The organism is Leeia speluncae (genome assembly GCF_020564625.1).
In the GTDB taxonomy this organism is placed as follows: Bacteria; Pseudomonadota; Gammaproteobacteria; order Burkholderiales; family Leeiaceae; genus Leeia; species Leeia speluncae.
Genome location: NZ_JAJBZT010000005.1, coordinates 1 through 18,178, shown reverse-complemented (window position 1 = coordinate 18,178; position 18,178 = coordinate 1). Strand labels below are relative to the sequence as shown.

Below are 18,178 nucleotides of genomic sequence, written 5' to 3'. Positions count from 1 at the left end.
TCATGAAAGCAAATGTAGGTGGTATTGATCGTATTTTACGTATTGTTGTCGGCACACTTTTAGTGGTTGCGGCAATCTCTGGACAGATTGGCTTCTGGGGATATATTGGCATTGTGCCGTTACTAACCGGCATGTTCCGCTTTTGCCCGCTTTACCCAATTATCGGAATCAATAGCTGTAAAAAGTAAGCGATTGAAAGGTAAGCGTATCTATTGCTACTTGAAAATCGATACTCTTACCTTATGTATAGCTGAATAACATGATTTGATAAGCGATACCCAAATGAGTCTTCACATTGTCTGCTCTCACTGTTTTGCTACGAACCGTCTGCCCGCAGAACGCCTATCAGACGCCCCAAACTGTGGGCGCTGCCATCAACCCGTGCTAACGGATGCCCCGATTGACTTAACTACCAGCCAGTTCGATGCCTTTGTGAATAACAACCAACTTCCAGTGGTAGTCGATTTTTGGGCAGATTGGTGTGGTCCGTGCAAGATGATGGCGCCAGGCTTTGCAGAGACAGCGGCAAAGCTAAAAACACGATTTAGATTGGCAAAGGTAAATACCGAAACCGAGCAAATGCTAGGTGCGCGTTTTCAAATTCGTAGCATCCCTACGCTGATCGTATTTAAAATTGGAAAAGAAGTAGCGCGTCATTCGGGCGCAATGTCGGCAATGCAATTGCAGCAATGGTTGGCATCGCATACCTAATCTGTTGAATAAGTTTAAGTATGCGATGTGGTGAGGAAATCAGATTGGTTTAGCTAAGCTCCGTCATCGATCGGGGGATAATCCGGCTACTTGGGAATACCGCGCTGAAGGTACTACCTTCACCCGATACCGAGCTTACCTCAAGCTTGGCTTGGTGGCGTAGCAAAGCGTGTTTTACAATTGCCAAGCCTAAGCCAGTTCCGCCGGTTTCGCGAGAGCGGCTTCTATCTACTCGGTAGAATCGCTCGGTTAAGCGATCAATGTGTTCTTGATCAATACCGATACCAGTATCTTTGACAGAGAATACCGCTATCTCGCCTTGACGCTCCCATTTCAGGGTGATGCTACCGCCTTCAGGGGTGTAGCGCACCGCATTACTTGCTAGATTACCCATCGCGCTATGTAGTTCATCCATGTTGCCATGTAACCAGTCTGCAGAGAGCACTTCAATGGTGATTTGATGCCGCCCACCCGATAGACTGCGTGTCTCATGCGCCATGATTTCAACTAGTTTCGGAATATTCACTGGTTCTTCTTTGTGTTGCCCGCTTTGGCTTTCTAGACGAGATAAAGTCAGCAAGTCAGCAATCAATCGTTCCATCCGCTTGGTCTGATCTAACATCATCCCCATATAGCGTTTGCTGGCTGCCGCCTCCATATTTTCCATGTCTAGCATGGTTTCTAAGAAACCACCGACGACGGTTAATGGTGTACGCAATTCATGCGACACGTTGGCCACAAAATCACGGTGTACGACGCCAATTTTTTCAAGCTGAGTAATATCTCGAGTGACCAATAGCTTGAGTGTCGCTTCAAATGGAAAGATTTGAACAGAAAGTAGGGTGTTTGGCGCTGCATCAGGGTGAATCGTAATCGACTCTTTATAGCGCTCGTTGTTAATGTACTCAACAAAATGCGGCTGGCGGATCAGGTAGTTAATCGTAAGGCCCATATCGCGTTTACGAGAAAGCCCTAGATGACGTTCTGCCACGACATTGCACCATTCAATACGGTGATTCTCATCTAGCACAACCACACCGTCGGGCAACGCTTCCGCCCCTCTCGTAAATCGAGTTAGGGTGGCGGCAAGTTTGCGCTGATCTTTACGACGACGTTTTTCTTGCTGATACAACATCAGAAATACATCACCCCAGTTTCCTTTCGCATCCGGCGCGGTTTCAAGGCTAGGATCTAGCAACCAGGCTGTGAGTTTAAAAAGCTGACGCAGCTGGCTAAGTAATGCCATGCCAAGAAAAAGGCAGGCAATGATCAGACCTTCTTTTTCATAATCAAACTTGAAACAAGCCCAAACAATCGCAATAAAGGGTAGGGCGTAGGATAAAATCCTTCCCCAAAACTTCATAATGGGCGGATATCGCTTGATATAAGCCGGCTTTTGTTTGGTGGAAAAGAAAGAGTCACTCATCTGATGATTCGCAATCAAGCTAGATATGGTTAGGTTAGCACCGCCATAGGCGCAAAAAAAGAGGCGTTTATCAACGCCCCATTCTTTTCACCAATTTGGTCAGGCTGAATTAGTTTAATTGAGCAGAAAAACGGTAGCCCGCACCACGAACAGTCTGGATAAGGTCTGCATGACCAGATGGTTCTAAAGCGGAACGTAAACGACGAATGTGCACATCCACTGTTCTTTCTTCAACGAACACATGGTCGCCCCACACTTGGTCTAGTAATTGGGTGCGAGAGTGTACACGTTCTGCATGGGTCATGAAGTAGTGCAGCAATCTAAATTCGGTTGGTCCCAAATCTAAGGTTTTGCCAGAGCTAGACACACGGTGAGTTTGCGGGTCTAGTTTTAAACCACGTACCTCGACTTGATCGTCTGTCATCTGCGGTGCGCGACGGCGCAATACTGCTTTAATGCGGGCAAGCAATTCTCTTGGAGAGAATGGTTTGGTGATGTAGTCATCTGCACCGGTTTCTAAACCGGTGATCATGTCTTGCTCATCTGATCTAGCGGTTAGCATAATGATAGGAATGGTACGCGTTCTCTCATCGCCACGCATTTTGCGCGCAAATTCAATACCGCTTTGGCCAGGTAACATCCAATCTAACAAGATCAAATCAGGAAGGGCATTTTTAACAAGAGAAAGGGCGCGTTCACCAGTATCTGCACGCATGACATGATGCCCTGCTTGCTCCAGGTTAAATGCAATTAATTCCTGAATCGCTGGTTCATCTTCAATCACCAAAATGTTGGCGGCCATAATACTTCCTTCTCTCTCATATCAATGTTCTGCTACAGATGTGTGAAGCTTATGTGATTAATGTTACGAATACATGACAAATTTGCAAGGTTGATGGATTTAAGCTGTTATCCGGTACTTTTTTGTAATATTCCGCCCTCGATTATGTCTAGATAGATTTCGGCAATTCGCTCTGTAGCGTATCATGTAGGATTGTGAAAACCATCGGTAGTCAAACTAGTGAATTCGTCTACATTTCCAACAGAAATCAAACTGCATCAGCAGTCTCGTGTATTAGAGATTTCATTTTCAGATGGCGTTACTTTTCAGCTCTCTTGTGAATATTTACGCGTCTTCTCGCCAAGTGCAGAAGTAAGAGGCCACAGCCCAGAGCAAGCGGTATTACAAGTGGGCAAAAAAGAAGTAAACATTAAAGATATTCAGCCTGTTGGTCACTATGCCATCAAACTTGTGTTTGATGATGGGCATGACACAGGCCTTTATTCTTGGTCATACCTGTATGATCTAGGCAAACAATACGATATTTATTGGCGTGATTATTTAGGCAGATTAGCCGCTGCCGGCGCTTCACGCGATCCGCTTTAAAGAAAATTGCGAAGGATATGCCATGGCTGATACCCATTTTGGCTTTAAGACAGTCGATGAAAACGAAAAAGCTCAAAAAGTAGCGGGCGTTTTTCATTCGGTAGCGCAGAAGTACGATGTGATGAACGACCTTATGTCTGGTGGTCTTCACCGCATTTGGAAGCACTTTACCATCGCGCAAAGTGGAGTGCGTGAAGGTAGCCGTGTATTGGATATTGCGGCAGGAACTGGTGACCTGACAAAAGCGTTTGCTAAAAAAGCAGGCAAATCAGGCGAGGTATGGCACACCGATATCAATAGCTCTATGCTACAAGTCGGCCGCGATCGCTTGCTAGATGCGGGCTTTGTAGTGCCTAGCTTGTTGTGTGACGCAGAAAAATTACCGTTTCCAGATAACTACTTTGATTGCGTCAGTGTTGCCTTCGGCCTACGTAATATGACCCACAAAGACGCTGCCTTAAGTGAAATGTGCCGTGTATTAAAGCCGGGTGGCCGTTTGCTGGTGCTGGAATTCTCTAAAGTATGGGGCCCTTTAAAAATGCCTTATGACTTTTACTCATTCAAACTGCTGCCAATGATGGGCAAATTGGTCGCCGATGATCCAGAGAGCTACCAATATCTAGCAGAGTCTATTCGCATGCACCCGGACCAAGACACGCTAAAAGAAATGATGTTAGCGTCTGGCTTTGGTGTGGTGAACTATCACAACCTAACCGGTGGCGTGGTAGCGCTTCACAAAGGGTTTAAGCTTTAATTTCGTACGGTCAGTAGGTAAAGAATATGCTCAGACAATCTGGTTATCTTGTTGTCCATCATTTGCTAGGCCAGCAACCTGAGCTGCTTGCCAACTTACAACCATTTGCTGGTAAAACGGTCCGGGTGCAACTGTCCCCATTAGAGATGGATTTATTCATTCATCCCGATGGCGCGCTAAGCCGGATCGATTCCCCTGTCGTCGTCGACGCAACGTTGTCCTGCGCATTTAGTGAACTGCCTAAATTGCTTGGCGATGAGGCAACCCGCCGCACCGCATTTCGAATTGAAGGCGATGTTCAACTAGCCCATGCAATGGGGACTGTCTTGCAGTCCCTTCGTTGGGATGCCACTGCCGATCTAGCTACTGTGGTTGGCGATGCCGCGGCGGTTCCGCTCATGAGATGGCTATCCGCCGAACTCAATCAGCGCAAACAGTTAACCAAATCTATTGGCAAGCAAGTAACTACTTGGCTACGTGATGAGGCCGGCGTGTTAGCGGATCAAATCAGTGTCAGAGATTTTGTGGCTGAAGTGGATTCGTTAAGAGACGATGTCGCGAGGCTAGCCGCTCGAATTCAAGCACTAGAAGCTAAAAAGAACAAGGAATAGTATGCGGTTGTTACGCTTGTTGTCGATTGCCCGCGTCGTGGTGCAGTATCGGTTAGACGAGTTTTTGTTAGGGCATGAGCGAACAAAGCTAAGTCGAAAAGTAGTGTCCTTTTTATTAATCTGGTGCCCTGCTAGTCGACCACGTGCAGAACGATTACGTTTAGCTTTACAAAGCCTAGGCCCAATTTTTGTAAAGTTTGGCCAAGTATTATCGACTCGACGCGACTTACTTCCCCCAGATGTGGCTGATGAACTCGCAAAACTCCAAGACAGAGTGGTTCCTTTTTCTGGGGACGAAGCGATTTCAATTATTGAGTCAGAATTTGGCCAATCGTTATCACAACTCTTTCTTCAATTTGATCGCCAACCCATCGCTAGCGCTTCTGTCGCGCAAGTCCACTTTGCGCAACTGCTAAATGGCAAAGAAGTCGCGGTAAAAGTCTTGCGTCCAGGTATTCAACCGGTGATTGAGTCAGACCTCGCATTAATGCGCGTTCTTGCCTCATTGGTCGAACGATTATCTGTTGATGGAAAGAGATTACGCCCGCAAGAAGTCGTCCGCGAGTTTGATAAATACTTGCACGATGAACTGGATTTGATGAAAGAAGCGGCAAATGGTAGCCAATTGCGCCGAAACTTCCTTCAATCAGACATGTTGATCGTGCCTGAGATTTACTGGGATTTTACCCGTCGCAATGTGATGGTGATGGAGCGCATGCATGGCACTCCAATTAGCCAGATTGAGCGCTTAAGAAACGAAGGGGTAGACCTAAAACAACTGTCCCGATTTGGTGTAGAAATATTTTTTACGCAAGTGTTTCGGGATGGTTTTTTCCACGCGGATATGCACCCAGGCAATATATTGGTGGCGCCAGATGGTCGCTATATCGCCCTAGACTTCGGCATTGTTGGCACTTTATCAGATGAAGATAAACACTATCTCGCCGTTAATTTTCTGGCGTTTTTTAATCGAGACTATAAGCGTGTCGCCACTGCGCATATCGAATCTGGTTGGGTGCCACCAGAAACAAGGGTAGATGAACTAGAAAAAGAAGTGCGTGCCGTTTGCGAGCCTATTTTTGATAAACCATTAGCAGAAATTAGCTTTGGTCAGGTCTTATTGCGCTTGTTTGAAGCATCTAGACGCTTCCAGGTAGAGATTCAGCCTCAGTTAGTGCTCTTGCAAAAAACGCTTCTCAATATCGAAGGCTTAGGTCGTCAGTTAGACCCTGAGTTAGACCTTTGGAAAACGGCAAAACCATTCTTACAACGCTGGATGAATGAGCAAATCGGTTTTAAAGGGTTGTGGAAAACGCTAAAAAATGAAGTGCCTCATTGGGCAACCAGCATCCCGCAATGGCCTAGAAAACTAGATCAATTGTTGTCAGCCAACCACAGTAAGACGCTTACCGATGCTTATTTACATTTAGCAAGAGAGCAGCGCCGGCAGACTTGGTTGCTAATTATTATCTTTGCTGTATTAGCGGCCATTTTAATTCGCTCCTACTATTAACAGGCAATTTGGACTAAGGTAGATTTATCTACGTATTTCCCCTAATGGTGAATGACCAGTCATTTAGGTTTCACTGTTGTCTGTTTTTTGAGGAGAGAAAAACATGCAAAAAAAACATCCTTCACGTAGCAATCCGATGCTGCTGGCTGTCGCCTCAGCTTCTGCTATGTTGATTTCCCAACCTTCAGTAGCAGATGCAACATTAGATCGTATCTTATCTAGTGGTCAGATTAATCTTGGCCACTTTCCTGGTGAAGAGCCATTTTCAGATGTAGACGCCCAAAAGCAACCAATTGGCTATTCAATTGATTTATGCAAACGCGTCGTCGAGGACTTATCAAAGTCGTCTGGCAAACCAATCCAAATTAATTGGGTCGATGTTGTTGATGCGAAAAATCGATTTACGCTGATGGATGGCAAGAAAATCGATGCATTATGTGCTGATACAACCAATAATCGTGAACGTCAAAAGAAATACAGCTTCTCATATACGATGTATGTGGCCGGTATTCGTCTGCTGTCAGATAAAAGTAAGAGTTATAAAAGCTTTTCCGACTTGAGAGGTAAAAAGGTTGGTGTGATAGCAGGGACGACAGGAGAGGGGTTGCTCAAAGGCGTTTCTAACGACAAGCAATTGGGTTATCAGGTTGTGATGTCTAAAGACTTGGAAAGTCTCTGGGAGTTATTAGAGAAAAAACAGGTTGAAGCCATTGCATACGATGACATTCTGTTAGCTAACAAGGCAGCGAAAAGCAAAGCGGGTGGTAATGCTTATACCTTCTTGCATGAGTACTTGTCTGTTGAACCTTACGGCATCATGACGCGTAAAGATGACGTAGACTTCATGAAAACTATTAATAAAACACTAGCTAATTTGTTTATTACTGGTGAAATCATGACCTACTACAACAAATGGTTTATGAACGGTTCTCGTAAAATCCCGCTTGGGCATATCTTGAGTGAAGATTTTAAAGCACCAAATAATTACCCTGCGTATCCATAATGTAACTTGGTAATTTAGATGAGATAAAAAATGGCCATACGTCTGTATGGCCATTTTTTTGCCCAGATTGAACCAGTCAATCATCCGGTGTTGTTTTATACGTCTAATTCAACCGCTACCTGATTCCCTTTTCCAAGGTAGGTGACAGATTTAAACGATAGGTTTTTGGCTAAAACAATGCCGCGACCATGAGAGTCAAATGCTCGTTGAGGGGATGGTTCAATATAGTGCTCCCAATCAAATCCATCACCTTCATCTGTAATCAATACAGTGGTGGATGATTCGTCGCGCTTTAATTGAATAGAAACCCGTTTGTTCTTATGTTCGTCCAGAGACAATCGGCGATCAATCTCAGAAGACCATGTGCCCTCATCCATTAACCGAGTTTTTTCATCATAACCAATATTCAAATTGCCATGCTCAACCGCATTAATCATTAGTTCTGAAAGGCCAAGCGCAGTAATCGCGGGGTTTTTAGTGATGTTAGCAATGCAAGCAGATAAACGTTTTGCTTCCAGCAATGTCTGAACGTGAAAAGTACCTTCTTTGAGAAGGTCTAAAATAATTCGCTCTTCGTGAATCTGTTGAACAACAGATAAGTGAGAGAATCGATCCGCCAACGCGGTTTGAATCACTGCAAGTAGTACATCACACTCATAAGGCTTGGTTAGATAATAATAAGCACCAAGCTTTAATCCTTCTACCACTTGTTCTTTAGCGGCTGCGGCTGTCTGCATGATGACAGGTAGCGTCTTGAGTTTTGGGTTTGCCTTAATTCTTGCCAGTACTTCAATACCATCAATGCCTGGCATCATGCGATCTAAGACGACCAAGTCAAAACGCTCTGGATCACTTTCCAAGATGCGCCATGCTGTTTCGCCATCTTCTGCGGTAATGAGTTCGCAATTGAGCCCACTCAAATATTCGCAAATAATTTCAACGTTAAATGGTTCGTCATCAACGATTAAAATGACTGGTGTACGCATAAATTCCCCGCTAAGCAATTCGAAAGCCGTATTTGCTTGCTGTTTTATTAGGCTAATCTATTACTGATCATATCATTATGGAGATACCATAAGTTATCAAATTCAGCCATTTCGCACAATCGCTGATTAAATACTTCACATAATTTACAAATATTCCATCTACATGTTTAATATTCGCTTGCCCCGCTAGCTGCAAAACGGTATTTTCTAGTTCTTATGTTTACGATTAGCTATCTCGCACGCCCACCGAAACACAGTCGTGTACCAAGATTTTTTGCACTTGGTTTTGCCATCCTATTATTGTGGGCTGGCTTATTTCCGTTTACAGGCTGGCGAGATAATGGCACCCCTCTCTGGGCCTTTCTTTCATATCATTGGCCTTATTATTTTTCTCGATTTGATTTTGGCTTAAACATTGTGGCATTTATTCCATTAGGGATTGCTTGTCGACAAGATTTTAGGCAACGTCATCATGCTGTAGCTGCTTGGATCATCTCCGCTGGCCTGTGTGCATTACTGAGTTTTACTATCGAATCTGTGCAGATGTTCTTGCCTGGTCGTAATGCATCCAATGTCGATTTACTGGCCAATTCTTTGGGGGGTATGTTAGGTGCTTTGATCCCGCCCGTTTTTCGACGCTTACCATTCTCTTTGGAAATCCGTCGTTGGCGATACCATGTTTTTGCGGAAGGGTTATTGGCAGACTATGCCTTGGTACTGGGTGTGATATGGTTTATTGCTCAGTCCGACCCTGCAATGCCCATGTTTGGCATTGTGGTCAAACCTCAAGGATTACCTCAGCCATTCGAGTCTCCGATCTCTGATCCTGGTCTTTTTCTGCGCATATTAGAGGTTAGTGGTTCCTTAGTGCATTTCTTATGCGTCAGCATTTTTGTGGCCATGCTAGTACGTAGTAATCGATACTTTTATCCTATACTCTTAACACTTTCGCTCCTTACATTATTAATGAAGTTAGCGCTTGCCGGGTTATTGTTGACGCCTGGCTACTTGTTTAGTTGGCTAAACCTAAATATTGCATTGGCTCAGTGTTTGGGGTGGCTCATGTTGCCATTATTAATTCGATTTAAACGAGTGTACCTAGCCCTTGGTGGTTTAGTGCTTATTTTGTTAGAGCAAGTCATTAGCTATCACTGGCCATTGACCGCCAATCCTGTCGCCATGCTGCATATCTTTAAATGGTCATTAGGACATCTTCAAAATTTTACGGCTGTTGCAAATCTTGCTGCCGATCTTTGGCCATGCTTAGTGGTTTTCTATTTTCTTGCTTTTTTACTGTTTAAGTATCAAAAACGATCGAAATATACTTTCTAATCCGCTTTGAAATTGTTTATCACCCTTGCAGAAATGCCATCCACTGTCTAACCTAACATTACAAAACACGTCCGGTTTGATAGGGGTCAACCTCCCGTTTCATTGACTTGCTATATTAACTGGCATTGCGGTAGGCCGCTTTGGAGAGAAGACATGACAGCCTTTTGGCAGCTATACACATGGATTGAAAAAACCTTTTGGAATTCGTTATCCAAAAAATTATGTAGTTTTTTCTTTGTGCTGTTATTCCAAGGCGCTATTCTACTGGTCTTGTCCTATTACTCGTCCGAAGTAACGTCTGTGATCTCTGCCGCCAATTTGCCATTGGAGACAACTGCAAGTATTCAGGCTCTCTTTGAAAATGCAATTTATTGGATCATTGGCATTTCGGTGGTGACAACCGTTTTTGTCTTTTTCTTGGTTTGGTATCTTCGTTTCTTAATTGTTAGGCCGTTAAATCAAGTAACGCACATTTTTGATGAACTAGGAAAAGGGCAGGGGGACTTAACGAGGGATATCCCCGTAATTACCTATGATGAAATTAAGGATATGTCCGATGCCTATAACCGTTTCTTGGTGAATCTTAGGACTATTATTCAGCAGGTACGAGCATCCGTTCTACATATCGGAGTAACGTCCGCAATCAATGATCGAAACATTAATCTCACGGCGAAAAGTGCAGAGGTGCAAAGTCAGCTAGCTGACAGAATTTACGCTAACAGTACCGAGGCCACTCAGTCAGTACAGTTAGTGAGTGAGTTAACGCATGCGATTGCAGATCACAATACCGAAAACCTAGGAAAAGCTAACGAATCCTACGCAGAGTTGATGAACGTGATGAGTCGTATCAACACGATCAGCGATAAAGTCGGACAATTTAACGTAACCGTAGATCACTTATACCAAAGCACTTCTAGCATTCGCCAAATTGTCGATTTAATTAAATCCATTTCTGACCAGACTAACCTGTTGGCGCTCAATGCTTCTATTGAGGCAGCTAGGGCCGGTGAAGCGGGACGAGGATTTGCTGTTGTAGCGGATGAAGTGAGAAATCTTGCAGTTAAAGTGCGCTCTGCGACAGATGAAATTGCAGCGAATATCGATAATGTGATTAGCCTAGTTTCAAATACGAAGTCCGAAACGGAAGAGATTCACCAAGATACATCGATTACACGTGATGTGGTTGCAGTGTCTGCGGATAACTTCAAGAGCATGATTCAGGCGTATGAGAATATCGCCACGCAATTGGCAGATATCACCGTCAGAATTGGTGGGTTTTCAGCGGTGAATCAGCAAATTAATGGCACGGTTTCTGAAATCCATGACGGCACCGAAAACATCAAGCAGCAGATGCAGTTATCTAAGGATGCGTCAAAAGAACTAACTGAAAATACATCCAATGTACAGGCGCTAGTATCCCGATTCCGAGTAGGGGTTGGCCCAATGGATTTTGCCATCACCCATGTTCAGGCATCAAAAGAATTGATCCAAGGTAAGCTTCAACGCTTGGCAAATCAGGGCGTAGACTTTTTTGATCGCCAATATAAGCAAATTCCAAATACACAGCCGGCGAAATACCACACCACTTGGGATGAGTGTTTCTCTTCGGAGTTCCAACAAATCTATGATGAGCTAGCCAAGAAAATACCCGGTTGTATTTTTGCGCTATGTTTTGACGATCATGGCTATGCGCCAACGCATAACAGTTGGTTCGCCAGAGAGCAGACCGGCAATGCAGAAAAAGATTTAGTCGATAGTCGACACAAACGGATATTCACCGAGTCTGGTATCCAGAGCCTCTCAAAAAGCAAGCTTAGCTTACTGTTACAAACCTACACTCGTGATACTGGACAAGTATTGGCGACGGTGTCTGCGCCTATCTACATCAATGGGCGACACTGGGGAGCATTGGCAATTGGGATGAATCCTGATTCGTTAAAAGAAGATGTCTGCTAATGGCTGTGCGCTAGGCAATAAAAAAGGAGGGAATGATTTTCCTCCTTTTTTATTGAGGATGCTTCTTTCGGAATGCTAGCAACAAAGGCAGTCTGGTACTCAACAATCCAACAAGCACACATGCAAAAAGAATCGGCAAATGATGATCTGCTTTAACTAAAAAGTAGTAGTGGATCGCACCAAATATAGGCGCAATGTACGCCCCCTTATGCAGGGTTCTCCACCGATTACCTCCCAGTTTCTTCTGGCTCCATTGTGTGGATGTTAATGCTAGCGGCAGCAATATGATTAACCCAATCATGCCGAATAAAATAAATGGCCGCTGAGCAATGTCATGCGTTATTTCACTAAGCATCAGTGATTGTTCAAGCCATGCATAAAGAGAAAAATGCACGATGATATAAGCAAATCCAAATAGTCCAACCAGCCTTCTTGTCCGAATTAGTCCCTCTTTAGGAAGCATCTTTCCGATTGGACGAATAGCTAACCCCGCTAGCAACCAACATAAGCCCCAGTATCCACTTTGGCGAATCATGTATTCAACAGGATTGGCGGTAAGTAGCAGTGTGCCATGGGTGAGGTCAGACCAAAGCCCATAAGCAATTCTTACGGCAGGGAATAGCAACACCGGCCAAAGCGCGCATTTCAACCAAAACGTCCAATGTCTCTTGTTCATATGCTTAATCATCTGGCGTTAGTAGTACTTTTTCAGATCCATTCCCTGATATAAATGGGCGACTTGATTTGCGTATCCATTAAAGGGAAGGGTTGGCCTTCTGCTAAATTCACCAATTCTACGTTCGGTTTTCTGGCTCCATCTAGGGTGGTCAACCGCAGGGTTCACGTTCGAGTAAAAACCATATTCTCTTGAGTTGGCTCTGTTCCAGCTCGTTGGCGGCATTTGTTGTACTAGACGAATATTCTGTACCGCTTTGATGCTTTTAAATCCATACTTCCATGGCACCACCAGTCGAACTGGTGCTCCGTTTTGATTGGGAAGAATATCGCCATATAAACCCACCGCAAGAATAGTGAGAGGATGCATTGCCTCATCTAATCGCAAGCCTTCAACATATGGCCATGCGAGTACTTCTTCTTGTTGGCCAATCATTTCTTTAGGTCGCTTGATGCTTTCAAAGGCAACAAATTTTGCATTACTGTTAGGGGCGACTTCTTTCAGCAAAGTGGCTAAAGGAAATCCCACCCACGGAATCACCATCGACCATCCTTCAACGCAACGTAAGCGATAGATACGCTCTTCAAGTGGGATGCGTTTTATGAGTGCATCAATATCATACGTCTGAGGTTTGCCGACTTCGCCGCTTACCGTTAATGTCCACGGACGAGCCTTAAATCCTTTTGCATTTTGAGCTGGGTCATCTTTGCCTGTGCCAAATTCATAGTAGTTGTTATAACTAGTAATTTCCGCGAGCGTATTGATCGGGTCATCTTTGCCTGTTGTCGATAAGGGGCTTTTCATTAGCTTCTGAAATCCCGCTTCTGCCTCCATGGAAATCAAACCACTTCCAGCCACTAAAAGGCCGCTAGCCATTTTCATCCACTCTCGACGAGATTCGAATAAAGATTTACTGGTGATTTCGGAAGGGGCTATATCACTCGGACGTTTGATTAACATCTCGCTCTCCTGTGGATCAAAATGACTACCTAAGTAGCTATCTTAAAGGGTATATGGTCTTTAGTCGGAGAAAACCAGGAATTGTTACAAGAAAGGTAAAAAAATTTCGGTTTTAAGAAGGAAATAAAAAAGGAAGCACACGGCTTCCTTTTTTCGTTCGATCATCCGATCAATTTTCGTTGGCTAATTCAGCCAAGAGTTCTGTCTGATGTTCGGTGATTAATGACTGCGTTAACTCGGTCAAATCTCCGTCCATAATCGCATCAATTTTATATAGGGTTAAATTGATGCGATGGTCTGTAATACGACCTTGAGGGTAGTTGTAAGTACGGATTCGCTCAGAACGATCTCCCGATCCAATTAGCGATTTGCGTGTCGCAGCTTCTGCCGCATGACGTGCCTGACGTTCCTTGTCCTGAATCCTTGCCGCCAGCACGGCTAAGGCACGCGCTTTGTTTTTGTGCTGGGAGCGATCATCCTGGCACTCCACCACAATACCCGTCGGTAAGTGGGTTACCCGTACGGCCGAGTCTGTTTTGTTAATATGCTGACCACCCGCACCAGAGGCACGGTAGGTATCAATCCGAAGATCGGCAGGGTTAATATTCACTTCTTCAAGTTCATCCGCTTCCGGTAATATCGCCACCGTGCAAGCCGAGGTATGAATACGACCTTGTGTTTCTGTCGCCGGGACGCGCTGGACGCGGTGGCCGCCAGATTCAAATTTAAGCTGTGAATACGCACCAAAACCTATTAGACGAGCAATAACTTCCTTATAGCCGCCTAAATCAGACTCATTGGCTGAAAGTACTTCCACTTGCCAACGCTGACGCTCAGCAAAGCGGCTGTACATCCTAAATAAATCCGCTGCAAACAACGCAGATTCATCACCACCCGTACCCGCGCGGATTTCAATAAATACGTTGCGCTCATCGTTAGGGTCTTTAGGTAGCAAGGCTTTTTGTAGCTCAACCTCTAACGCTTCAATGGTTTCTTTGCCTGCTTGTAGTTCTTCTTCTGCAAGCTCCTTCATATCTGGATCACTCAGCATTTCTTGAGCGGCCTCGATATCTTTTCCTACCTGCTGAAAACGATGATATAGCTCAACAACCGGCGTGAGCTCAGCATGCTCTCGGGTTAGCTTGGTGTACTGTGTCATATCTGCCGTGGCGTTTTCACTGGCGAGAAGATGACCAACTTCTTCAAGTCGATTAGCCAGTTGGGCTAATTTTTCAAGGATCGATGGTTTCATTTGATACGAACATCCGTTTAATTTGCATGGACTATAGCATGCATGTAAGAAAGCAAGGGAGGGCTAATTAGCGGGGAAACGCTAATGATGGTCTTGAATATGAAATAAACGGCAAACGTGACGGATCAGATCAGTTCGCTCATGTGGTGCTGCTTGTTGCAATGCGAGCGTAGGCGGGTGGGTAAATTTATTGCTAATCGCATTCGCTAGTTGTTCCAACACCTTCTCTGGTGCATCTCCTGCTGCCAGTCGTTTCTTTGCGCGTTCTAATTCGTTTCTGGCAATCCGATCCGCATGGTCTCTTAAGCTTTTGATGGTGGGCACAACCGCTTGGTTATCTAGCCATTGCAAAAACTCTTGAACTTGCTGATCGATAATTGCTTCTGCATGGTTCACTGCAGTTTGACGCGCATCCATGCCTTCTTTTACCACCACCGATAAATCATCGACGGTATAAAGAAACACATCATCCATTTGTGCAATTTCAGGCTCAATGTCGCGCGGCACAGCCAAGTCCACCATGAACACAGGTCTGTGTTTACGCTGCTTGATGACTCGCTCCATCATCCCCTTGCCTATAATAGGAAGTGGGCTTGCCGTACAGGAAACGACAATATCAAACTGATGGAGAATATCTGGTAGCGTGTTTAGTGCCACTGCTTGGCCCTGAAAGCGCGAGGCTAACTCTTGCCCACGCTCAACGGTTCTATTGGCAATGACTACTTTTTTAGGATTTTGCGCACAGAAATGGGCTGCGCAAAGTTCAATCATTTCACCTGCGCCAACAAAAAGCACCTGCTGATCAGCAATAGATGGGAAAATGCGTTCTGCTAATCTAACGCCTGCCGCTGCCATCGAAATTGAATTACTGCCAATTTCCGTTTCCGAGCGGACTGCTTTGGCCACTGAAAATGTCTTTTGGAATAACTTATTTAATAAGCTGCCAAGCGTACCAGCATCTTCCGCGGTTTTAACGGCGTCTTTTAGTTGTCCGAGAATCTGAGTTTCACCTAGCACCATAGAGTCTAAGCCGCTAGCCACTCTAAATGCATGGCGAATGGCATCCTCTGCTGGTAGCGCGTACACATAAGGCTCAATCTGATGACGGCTAATTTGATGATATTCGGCAAGCCAATCAATCGCGGCTTCCGGTGTATCGGCATTGCAATAGATTTCCGTCCTATTACAGGTCGAAAGAATGGCTGCTTCATGAGCGGCTAGTTTATCGAGCATTTCGTTCAAGGCAGCAGGCAACCGGTCAGGTTGGAATGCAACCTGCTCCCGAATCGCTAGTGGCGCTGTGTGATGATTAATCCCTAATGTATAAAGGGGCATGAACGATAAACTTTTTCACTAACAAATAAATTAGAGCGACATCTTAAGTATTGAGATAATCGCTTTGGTGATACGCAACACAATTTCGCTCGAATTCTAACTGAAATAGCAAAACTTCTCAGCGGCTTTCTATAAAACTCTGTTTTTAATCAAATTTTGCTGATCTTTAGTTAGCTGTCCACGCAGCACCCTTCCACTAGAAAAATCAATAATGGTAGAGGGCTGGCTGTACTTCCCGATCCGATCCGCAATCGTTAGCACTTTTTGTCCGAATACTTTTTGACCATTGCGAGCAGACTTGATTGATGGACAACCTGCTTTATTCGCACTAGTCGACACCAAGGCGCCTACCTGTTTGCAAATGCTTGCAGCAACTGGGTGATTAGTAATGCGGACCGCCAAAGTTCTATGCTTGCCTCTCAATAAAGGTAGTACTTTTTTCGAGGCCGGAAGAAGGAAGGTAAACGGACCTGGCCAAAATTGCTTAAGGATGCGAACGTCCTCATCACTCAATGGCTCGATTAAGCCTTTGAGTTGTGCAATTTCATGAGCAATCACAATCATCCCTTTATGTTGCGGACGACCTTTGATACGTAAGATCCGTTTGAGTCCATTGGGATCGCTAGGTTTGCAACCCAATCCGTAGCAAGACTCGGTAGGGTAATTCAATACCCCACCTTTCAAATATTGGCTAACTAAGCGATCACGTTGAATGGTTAACCGTTTGAACATTAACGGCGACCAACCGCACGGTAACCAATGTCTCTGCGTAATTGCTTACCTGCAAACTCGATTTGATCGGCGACTTCATATGCTTTGGTTTGTGCTTGCTTCACGTTTTCGCCAAGTGCAGTCACGCAAAGCACACGGCCGCCACTTACAGTCACTGCTTTTTCATCGTTAAATGTAGTGCCTGCATGGAAAACCGTCACATCTTCAACCTGATGGTTTAATCCTGTAATCACAGCACCTTTTTTCGGTGCATCAGGATACCCTTCCGCCGCTAACACAACGCCTAAAGCAACACGGCGATCCCATTCTGCCTCTACTTGATCTAATGTGCCTTTTACAGCCGCTTCAACCAAATCAACTAGATCCGTTTTCAAGCGAGCCATAATTGGCTGGGTTTCCGGGTCGCCCATACGGCAGTTGAACTCAACGACACGTGGTGCGCCATGTTCATCAATCATTAAACCAGCATATAAAAAGCCAGTGTATGGGTGACCATCTTTAGCCATGCCTTGCACGGTTGGCATAATCACTTCTCGCATTGCCCTGCCGTGAACTTCCGGAGTAACTATAGGCGCAGGAGAGTAAGCACCCATGCCTCCCGTGTTTGGGCCTGCATCACCATCAAGCAGTCGTTTGTGATCTTGACTTGTTGCAAGCGCTAACACATTCTCACCATCTACCATGACAATGAAGCTAGCTTCTTCGCCTTGCATAAACTCTTCAATAACAACACGGGCACCAGCGTCACCCATTTTATTATCAAGTAACATCATATCGACCGCTGCATGTGCTTCCTCTAGGGACATCGCGACGACGACACCTTTACCCGCCGCAAGACCGTCGGCCTTAATCACGATAGGTGCGCCTTCCGCTTTAATATAAGCATGCGCATCTTCTGCACTGCTAAATGTTTGGTATTTAGCAGTTGGAATGTGGTGGCGAGCCATAAATGCTTTTGCATAGTCTTTAGACCACTCTAGCTGAGCAGCAGACTTTGTTGGGCCAAAAATAGCTAAACCCTCAGCGCGGAATGCATCAACAACGCCTTGAGACAGAGGTGCTTCAGGGCCAACGACGGTTAGTTCAATTTGCTCTGACTTTACAAAAGCGATTAACTCACTAATTTCAGTTAGCGGAACGTTGGTTAAGTTCTTGTCTAGTGCAGTACCTGCGTTACCAGGTGCAACAAATACTTTAGATAGACGAGGAGACGAAGATAGTTTCCATGCAAGTGCATGTTCTCTACCGCCAGAACCAATGACAAGAACTTTCATTGTGATAAACCTTTATCGCTTTAATTAAGTAAGACAAGAGCAGTTTCATCTAGGTAATAGAATTTACTGCAAAGGGGGCTTGTCTAAAGAGTGCATGTTTAATAAGTATAGATTTTACCCCAGCAGAGGGGTTTTACTAAATACTTATTGCAAAGGGAAAAATGCAACAGGAAAAGGAGGTTGAAAACTTAGCTTTCAAACTATTTACAAGAAAAGTGTTGACAGGGTTAGGTATGGTGCGTATAGTTCGCCTCTCTGCTGCTGACGCAG

General features: G+C 44.8%; 18 protein-coding genes. 9 read left to right on the top strand and 9 right to left on the bottom strand.

Translation table 11 applies throughout. The features are described from left to right. Positions 1 to 2 precede the first annotated feature (2 nt). Positions 3 to 188 carry a YgaP family membrane protein gene (locus LIN78_RS09795; protein ID WP_227180621.1) on the top strand — a complete coding sequence of 62 codons (186 nt, stop codon included), beginning with the start codon at positions 3 to 5 and terminating at the stop codon, positions 186 to 188. Between the two features lie 94 nt (positions 189 to 282). Further along, positions 283 to 711, top strand: coding sequence for a thioredoxin TrxC (gene trxC, locus LIN78_RS09790; protein ID WP_227180620.1), 429 nt, complete (start codon positions 283 to 285; stop codon positions 709 to 711). A 49-nt stretch (positions 712 to 760) separates the two neighbouring features. Here trxC and phoR read toward each other — a convergent pair whose 3' ends face one another. Beyond that, positions 761 to 2,137 (bottom strand): phosphate regulon sensor histidine kinase PhoR, encoded by a 1,377-nt coding sequence (phoR, locus tag LIN78_RS09785; protein WP_227180619.1) that lies wholly within the window; start codon positions 2,135 to 2,137, stop codon positions 761 to 763. A 109-nt stretch (positions 2,138 to 2,246) separates the two neighbouring features. Next, entirely contained in the window at positions 2,247 to 2,939 is a 693-nt protein-coding gene (phoB, locus tag LIN78_RS09780) for a phosphate regulon transcriptional regulator PhoB (protein WP_227180618.1), read from the bottom strand. 219 nt (positions 2,940 to 3,158) lie between these two features. On the opposite strand from phoB, the gene LIN78_RS09775 reads away from it, so the two are divergent. The 5 genes from LIN78_RS09775 (at position 3,159) to LIN78_RS09755 (ending at position 7,405) form a co-directional block, all read left to right on the top strand. After that, the gene (locus LIN78_RS09775) at positions 3,159 to 3,524 is read left to right on the top strand and encodes a gamma-butyrobetaine hydroxylase family protein (RefSeq protein WP_227180617.1); all 366 of its coding nucleotides are present in this window, start codon (positions 3,159 to 3,161) and stop codon (positions 3,522 to 3,524) included. 22 nt (positions 3,525 to 3,546) lie between these two features. Continuing rightward, positions 3,547 to 4,278 carry a bifunctional demethylmenaquinone methyltransferase/2-methoxy-6-polyprenyl-1,4-benzoquinol methylase UbiE gene (gene ubiE, locus LIN78_RS09770; RefSeq protein WP_227180616.1) on the top strand — a complete coding sequence of 244 codons (732 nt, stop codon included), beginning with the start codon at positions 3,547 to 3,549 and terminating at the stop codon, positions 4,276 to 4,278. Positions 4,279 to 4,304: 26 nt separating this feature from the next. Continuing rightward, positions 4,305 to 4,889 carry a ubiquinone biosynthesis accessory factor UbiJ gene (locus tag LIN78_RS09765; protein ID WP_227180615.1) on the top strand — a complete coding sequence of 195 codons (585 nt, stop codon included), beginning with the start codon at positions 4,305 to 4,307 and terminating at the stop codon, positions 4,887 to 4,889. A 1-nt stretch (position 4,890) separates the two neighbouring features. Beyond that, positions 4,891 to 6,402 carry a ubiquinone biosynthesis regulatory protein kinase UbiB gene (gene ubiB, locus LIN78_RS09760; protein ID WP_227180614.1) on the top strand — a complete coding sequence of 504 codons (1,512 nt, stop codon included), beginning with the start codon at positions 4,891 to 4,893 and terminating at the stop codon, positions 6,400 to 6,402. Between the two features lie 103 nt (positions 6,403 to 6,505). Then, entirely contained in the window at positions 6,506 to 7,405 is a 900-nt protein-coding gene (locus tag LIN78_RS09755) for an amino acid ABC transporter substrate-binding protein (RefSeq protein WP_227180613.1), read from the top strand. Between the two features lie 95 nt (positions 7,406 to 7,500). Here LIN78_RS09755 and LIN78_RS09750 read toward each other — a convergent pair whose 3' ends face one another. Then, positions 7,501 to 8,391, bottom strand: coding sequence for a response regulator (locus tag LIN78_RS09750; RefSeq protein ID WP_227180612.1), 891 nt, complete (start codon positions 8,389 to 8,391; stop codon positions 7,501 to 7,503). Positions 8,392 to 8,607: 216 nt separating this feature from the next. Here LIN78_RS09750 and LIN78_RS09745 point away from each other — a divergent pair, with 216 nt between their 5' ends. Next, on the top strand, positions 8,608 to 9,723 hold the full coding sequence (locus LIN78_RS09745) for a VanZ family protein (protein ID WP_227180611.1): 1,116 nt from the start codon (positions 8,608 to 8,610) through the stop codon (positions 9,721 to 9,723). A gap of 153 nt (positions 9,724 to 9,876) precedes the next feature. After that, the gene (locus LIN78_RS09740) at positions 9,877 to 11,679 is read left to right on the top strand and encodes a methyl-accepting chemotaxis protein (protein ID WP_227180610.1); all 1,803 of its coding nucleotides are present in this window, start codon (positions 9,877 to 9,879) and stop codon (positions 11,677 to 11,679) included. Positions 11,680 to 11,728: 49 nt separating this feature from the next. Here the strand turns inward: LIN78_RS09740 and msrQ are convergent, their stop codons facing one another. The 6 genes from msrQ to purD all read right to left on the bottom strand — a co-directional run bounded on the left by msrQ (position 11,729) and on the right by purD (position 17,908). After that, positions 11,729 to 12,355 (bottom strand): protein-methionine-sulfoxide reductase heme-binding subunit MsrQ, encoded by a 627-nt coding sequence (gene msrQ, locus LIN78_RS09735; protein WP_227180609.1) that lies wholly within the window; start codon positions 12,353 to 12,355, stop codon positions 11,729 to 11,731. A gap of 18 nt (positions 12,356 to 12,373) precedes the next feature. Continuing rightward, the gene (gene msrP / locus LIN78_RS09730) at positions 12,374 to 13,315 is read right to left on the bottom strand and encodes a protein-methionine-sulfoxide reductase catalytic subunit MsrP (RefSeq protein ID WP_227180608.1); all 942 of its coding nucleotides are present in this window, start codon (positions 13,313 to 13,315) and stop codon (positions 12,374 to 12,376) included. A gap of 169 nt (positions 13,316 to 13,484) precedes the next feature. Further along, entirely contained in the window at positions 13,485 to 14,567 is a 1,083-nt protein-coding gene (gene prfA, locus LIN78_RS09725; RefSeq protein WP_227180607.1) for a peptide chain release factor 1, read from the bottom strand. 81 nt (positions 14,568 to 14,648) lie between these two features. Continuing rightward, positions 14,649 to 15,902 carry a glutamyl-tRNA reductase gene (gene hemA, locus LIN78_RS09720; RefSeq protein ID WP_227180606.1) on the bottom strand — a complete coding sequence of 418 codons (1,254 nt, stop codon included), beginning with the start codon at positions 15,900 to 15,902 and terminating at the stop codon, positions 14,649 to 14,651. A gap of 129 nt (positions 15,903 to 16,031) precedes the next feature. After that, entirely contained in the window at positions 16,032 to 16,634 is a 603-nt protein-coding gene (locus tag LIN78_RS09715; RefSeq protein WP_227180605.1) for an L-threonylcarbamoyladenylate synthase, read from the bottom strand. Beyond that, positions 16,634 to 17,908 (bottom strand): phosphoribosylamine--glycine ligase, encoded by a 1,275-nt coding sequence (gene purD, locus LIN78_RS09710; protein ID WP_227180604.1) that lies wholly within the window; start codon positions 17,906 to 17,908, stop codon positions 16,634 to 16,636. Before purD ends, LIN78_RS09715 begins: the two co-directional genes overlap by 1 nt. Positions 17,909 to 18,178: the final 270 nt, after the last annotated feature.

What these genes read in the sequence shown, in the direction of transcription:
- LIN78_RS09795 (WP_227180621.1), top strand. Translation starts at nt 3, where the DNA reads ATGAAAGCAAATGTAGGTGGTATTGATCGTATTTTACGTATTGTTGTC.
- trxC (WP_227180620.1), top strand. Translation starts at nt 283, where the DNA reads ATGAGTCTTCACATTGTCTGCTCTCACTGTTTTGCTACGAACCGTCTG.
- phoR (WP_227180619.1), bottom strand. Translation starts at nt 2,137, where the DNA reads ATGAGTGACTCTTTCTTTTCCACCAAACAAAAGCCGGCTTATATCAAG.
- phoB (WP_227180618.1), bottom strand. Translation starts at nt 2,939, where the DNA reads ATGGCCGCCAACATTTTGGTGATTGAAGATGAACCAGCGATTCAGGAA.
- ubiE (WP_227180616.1), top strand. Translation starts at nt 3,547, where the DNA reads ATGGCTGATACCCATTTTGGCTTTAAGACAGTCGATGAAAACGAAAAA.
- LIN78_RS09765 (WP_227180615.1), top strand. Translation starts at nt 4,305, where the DNA reads ATGCTCAGACAATCTGGTTATCTTGTTGTCCATCATTTGCTAGGCCAG.
- ubiB (WP_227180614.1), top strand. Translation starts at nt 4,891, where the DNA reads ATGCGGTTGTTACGCTTGTTGTCGATTGCCCGCGTCGTGGTGCAGTAT.
- LIN78_RS09755 (WP_227180613.1), top strand. Translation starts at nt 6,506, where the DNA reads ATGCAAAAAAAACATCCTTCACGTAGCAATCCGATGCTGCTGGCTGTC.
- LIN78_RS09750 (WP_227180612.1), bottom strand. Translation starts at nt 8,391, where the DNA reads ATGCGTACACCAGTCATTTTAATCGTTGATGACGAACCATTTAACGTT.
- LIN78_RS09745 (WP_227180611.1), top strand. Translation starts at nt 8,608, where the DNA reads ATGTTTACGATTAGCTATCTCGCACGCCCACCGAAACACAGTCGTGTA.
- LIN78_RS09740 (WP_227180610.1), top strand. Translation starts at nt 9,877, where the DNA reads ATGACAGCCTTTTGGCAGCTATACACATGGATTGAAAAAACCTTTTGG.
- msrQ (WP_227180609.1), bottom strand. Translation starts at nt 12,355, where the DNA reads ATGAACAAGAGACATTGGACGTTTTGGTTGAAATGCGCGCTTTGGCCG.
- msrP (WP_227180608.1), bottom strand. Translation starts at nt 13,315, where the DNA reads ATGTTAATCAAACGTCCGAGTGATATAGCCCCTTCCGAAATCACCAGT.
- prfA (WP_227180607.1), bottom strand. Translation starts at nt 14,567, where the DNA reads ATGAAACCATCGATCCTTGAAAAATTAGCCCAACTGGCTAATCGACTT.
- hemA (WP_227180606.1), bottom strand. Translation starts at nt 15,902, where the DNA reads ATGCCCCTTTATACATTAGGGATTAATCATCACACAGCGCCACTAGCG.
- LIN78_RS09715 (WP_227180605.1), bottom strand. Translation starts at nt 16,634, where the DNA reads ATGTTCAAACGGTTAACCATTCAACGTGATCGCTTAGTTAGCCAATAT.
- purD (WP_227180604.1), bottom strand. Translation starts at nt 17,908, where the DNA reads ATGAAAGTTCTTGTCATTGGTTCTGGCGGTAGAGAACATGCACTTGCA.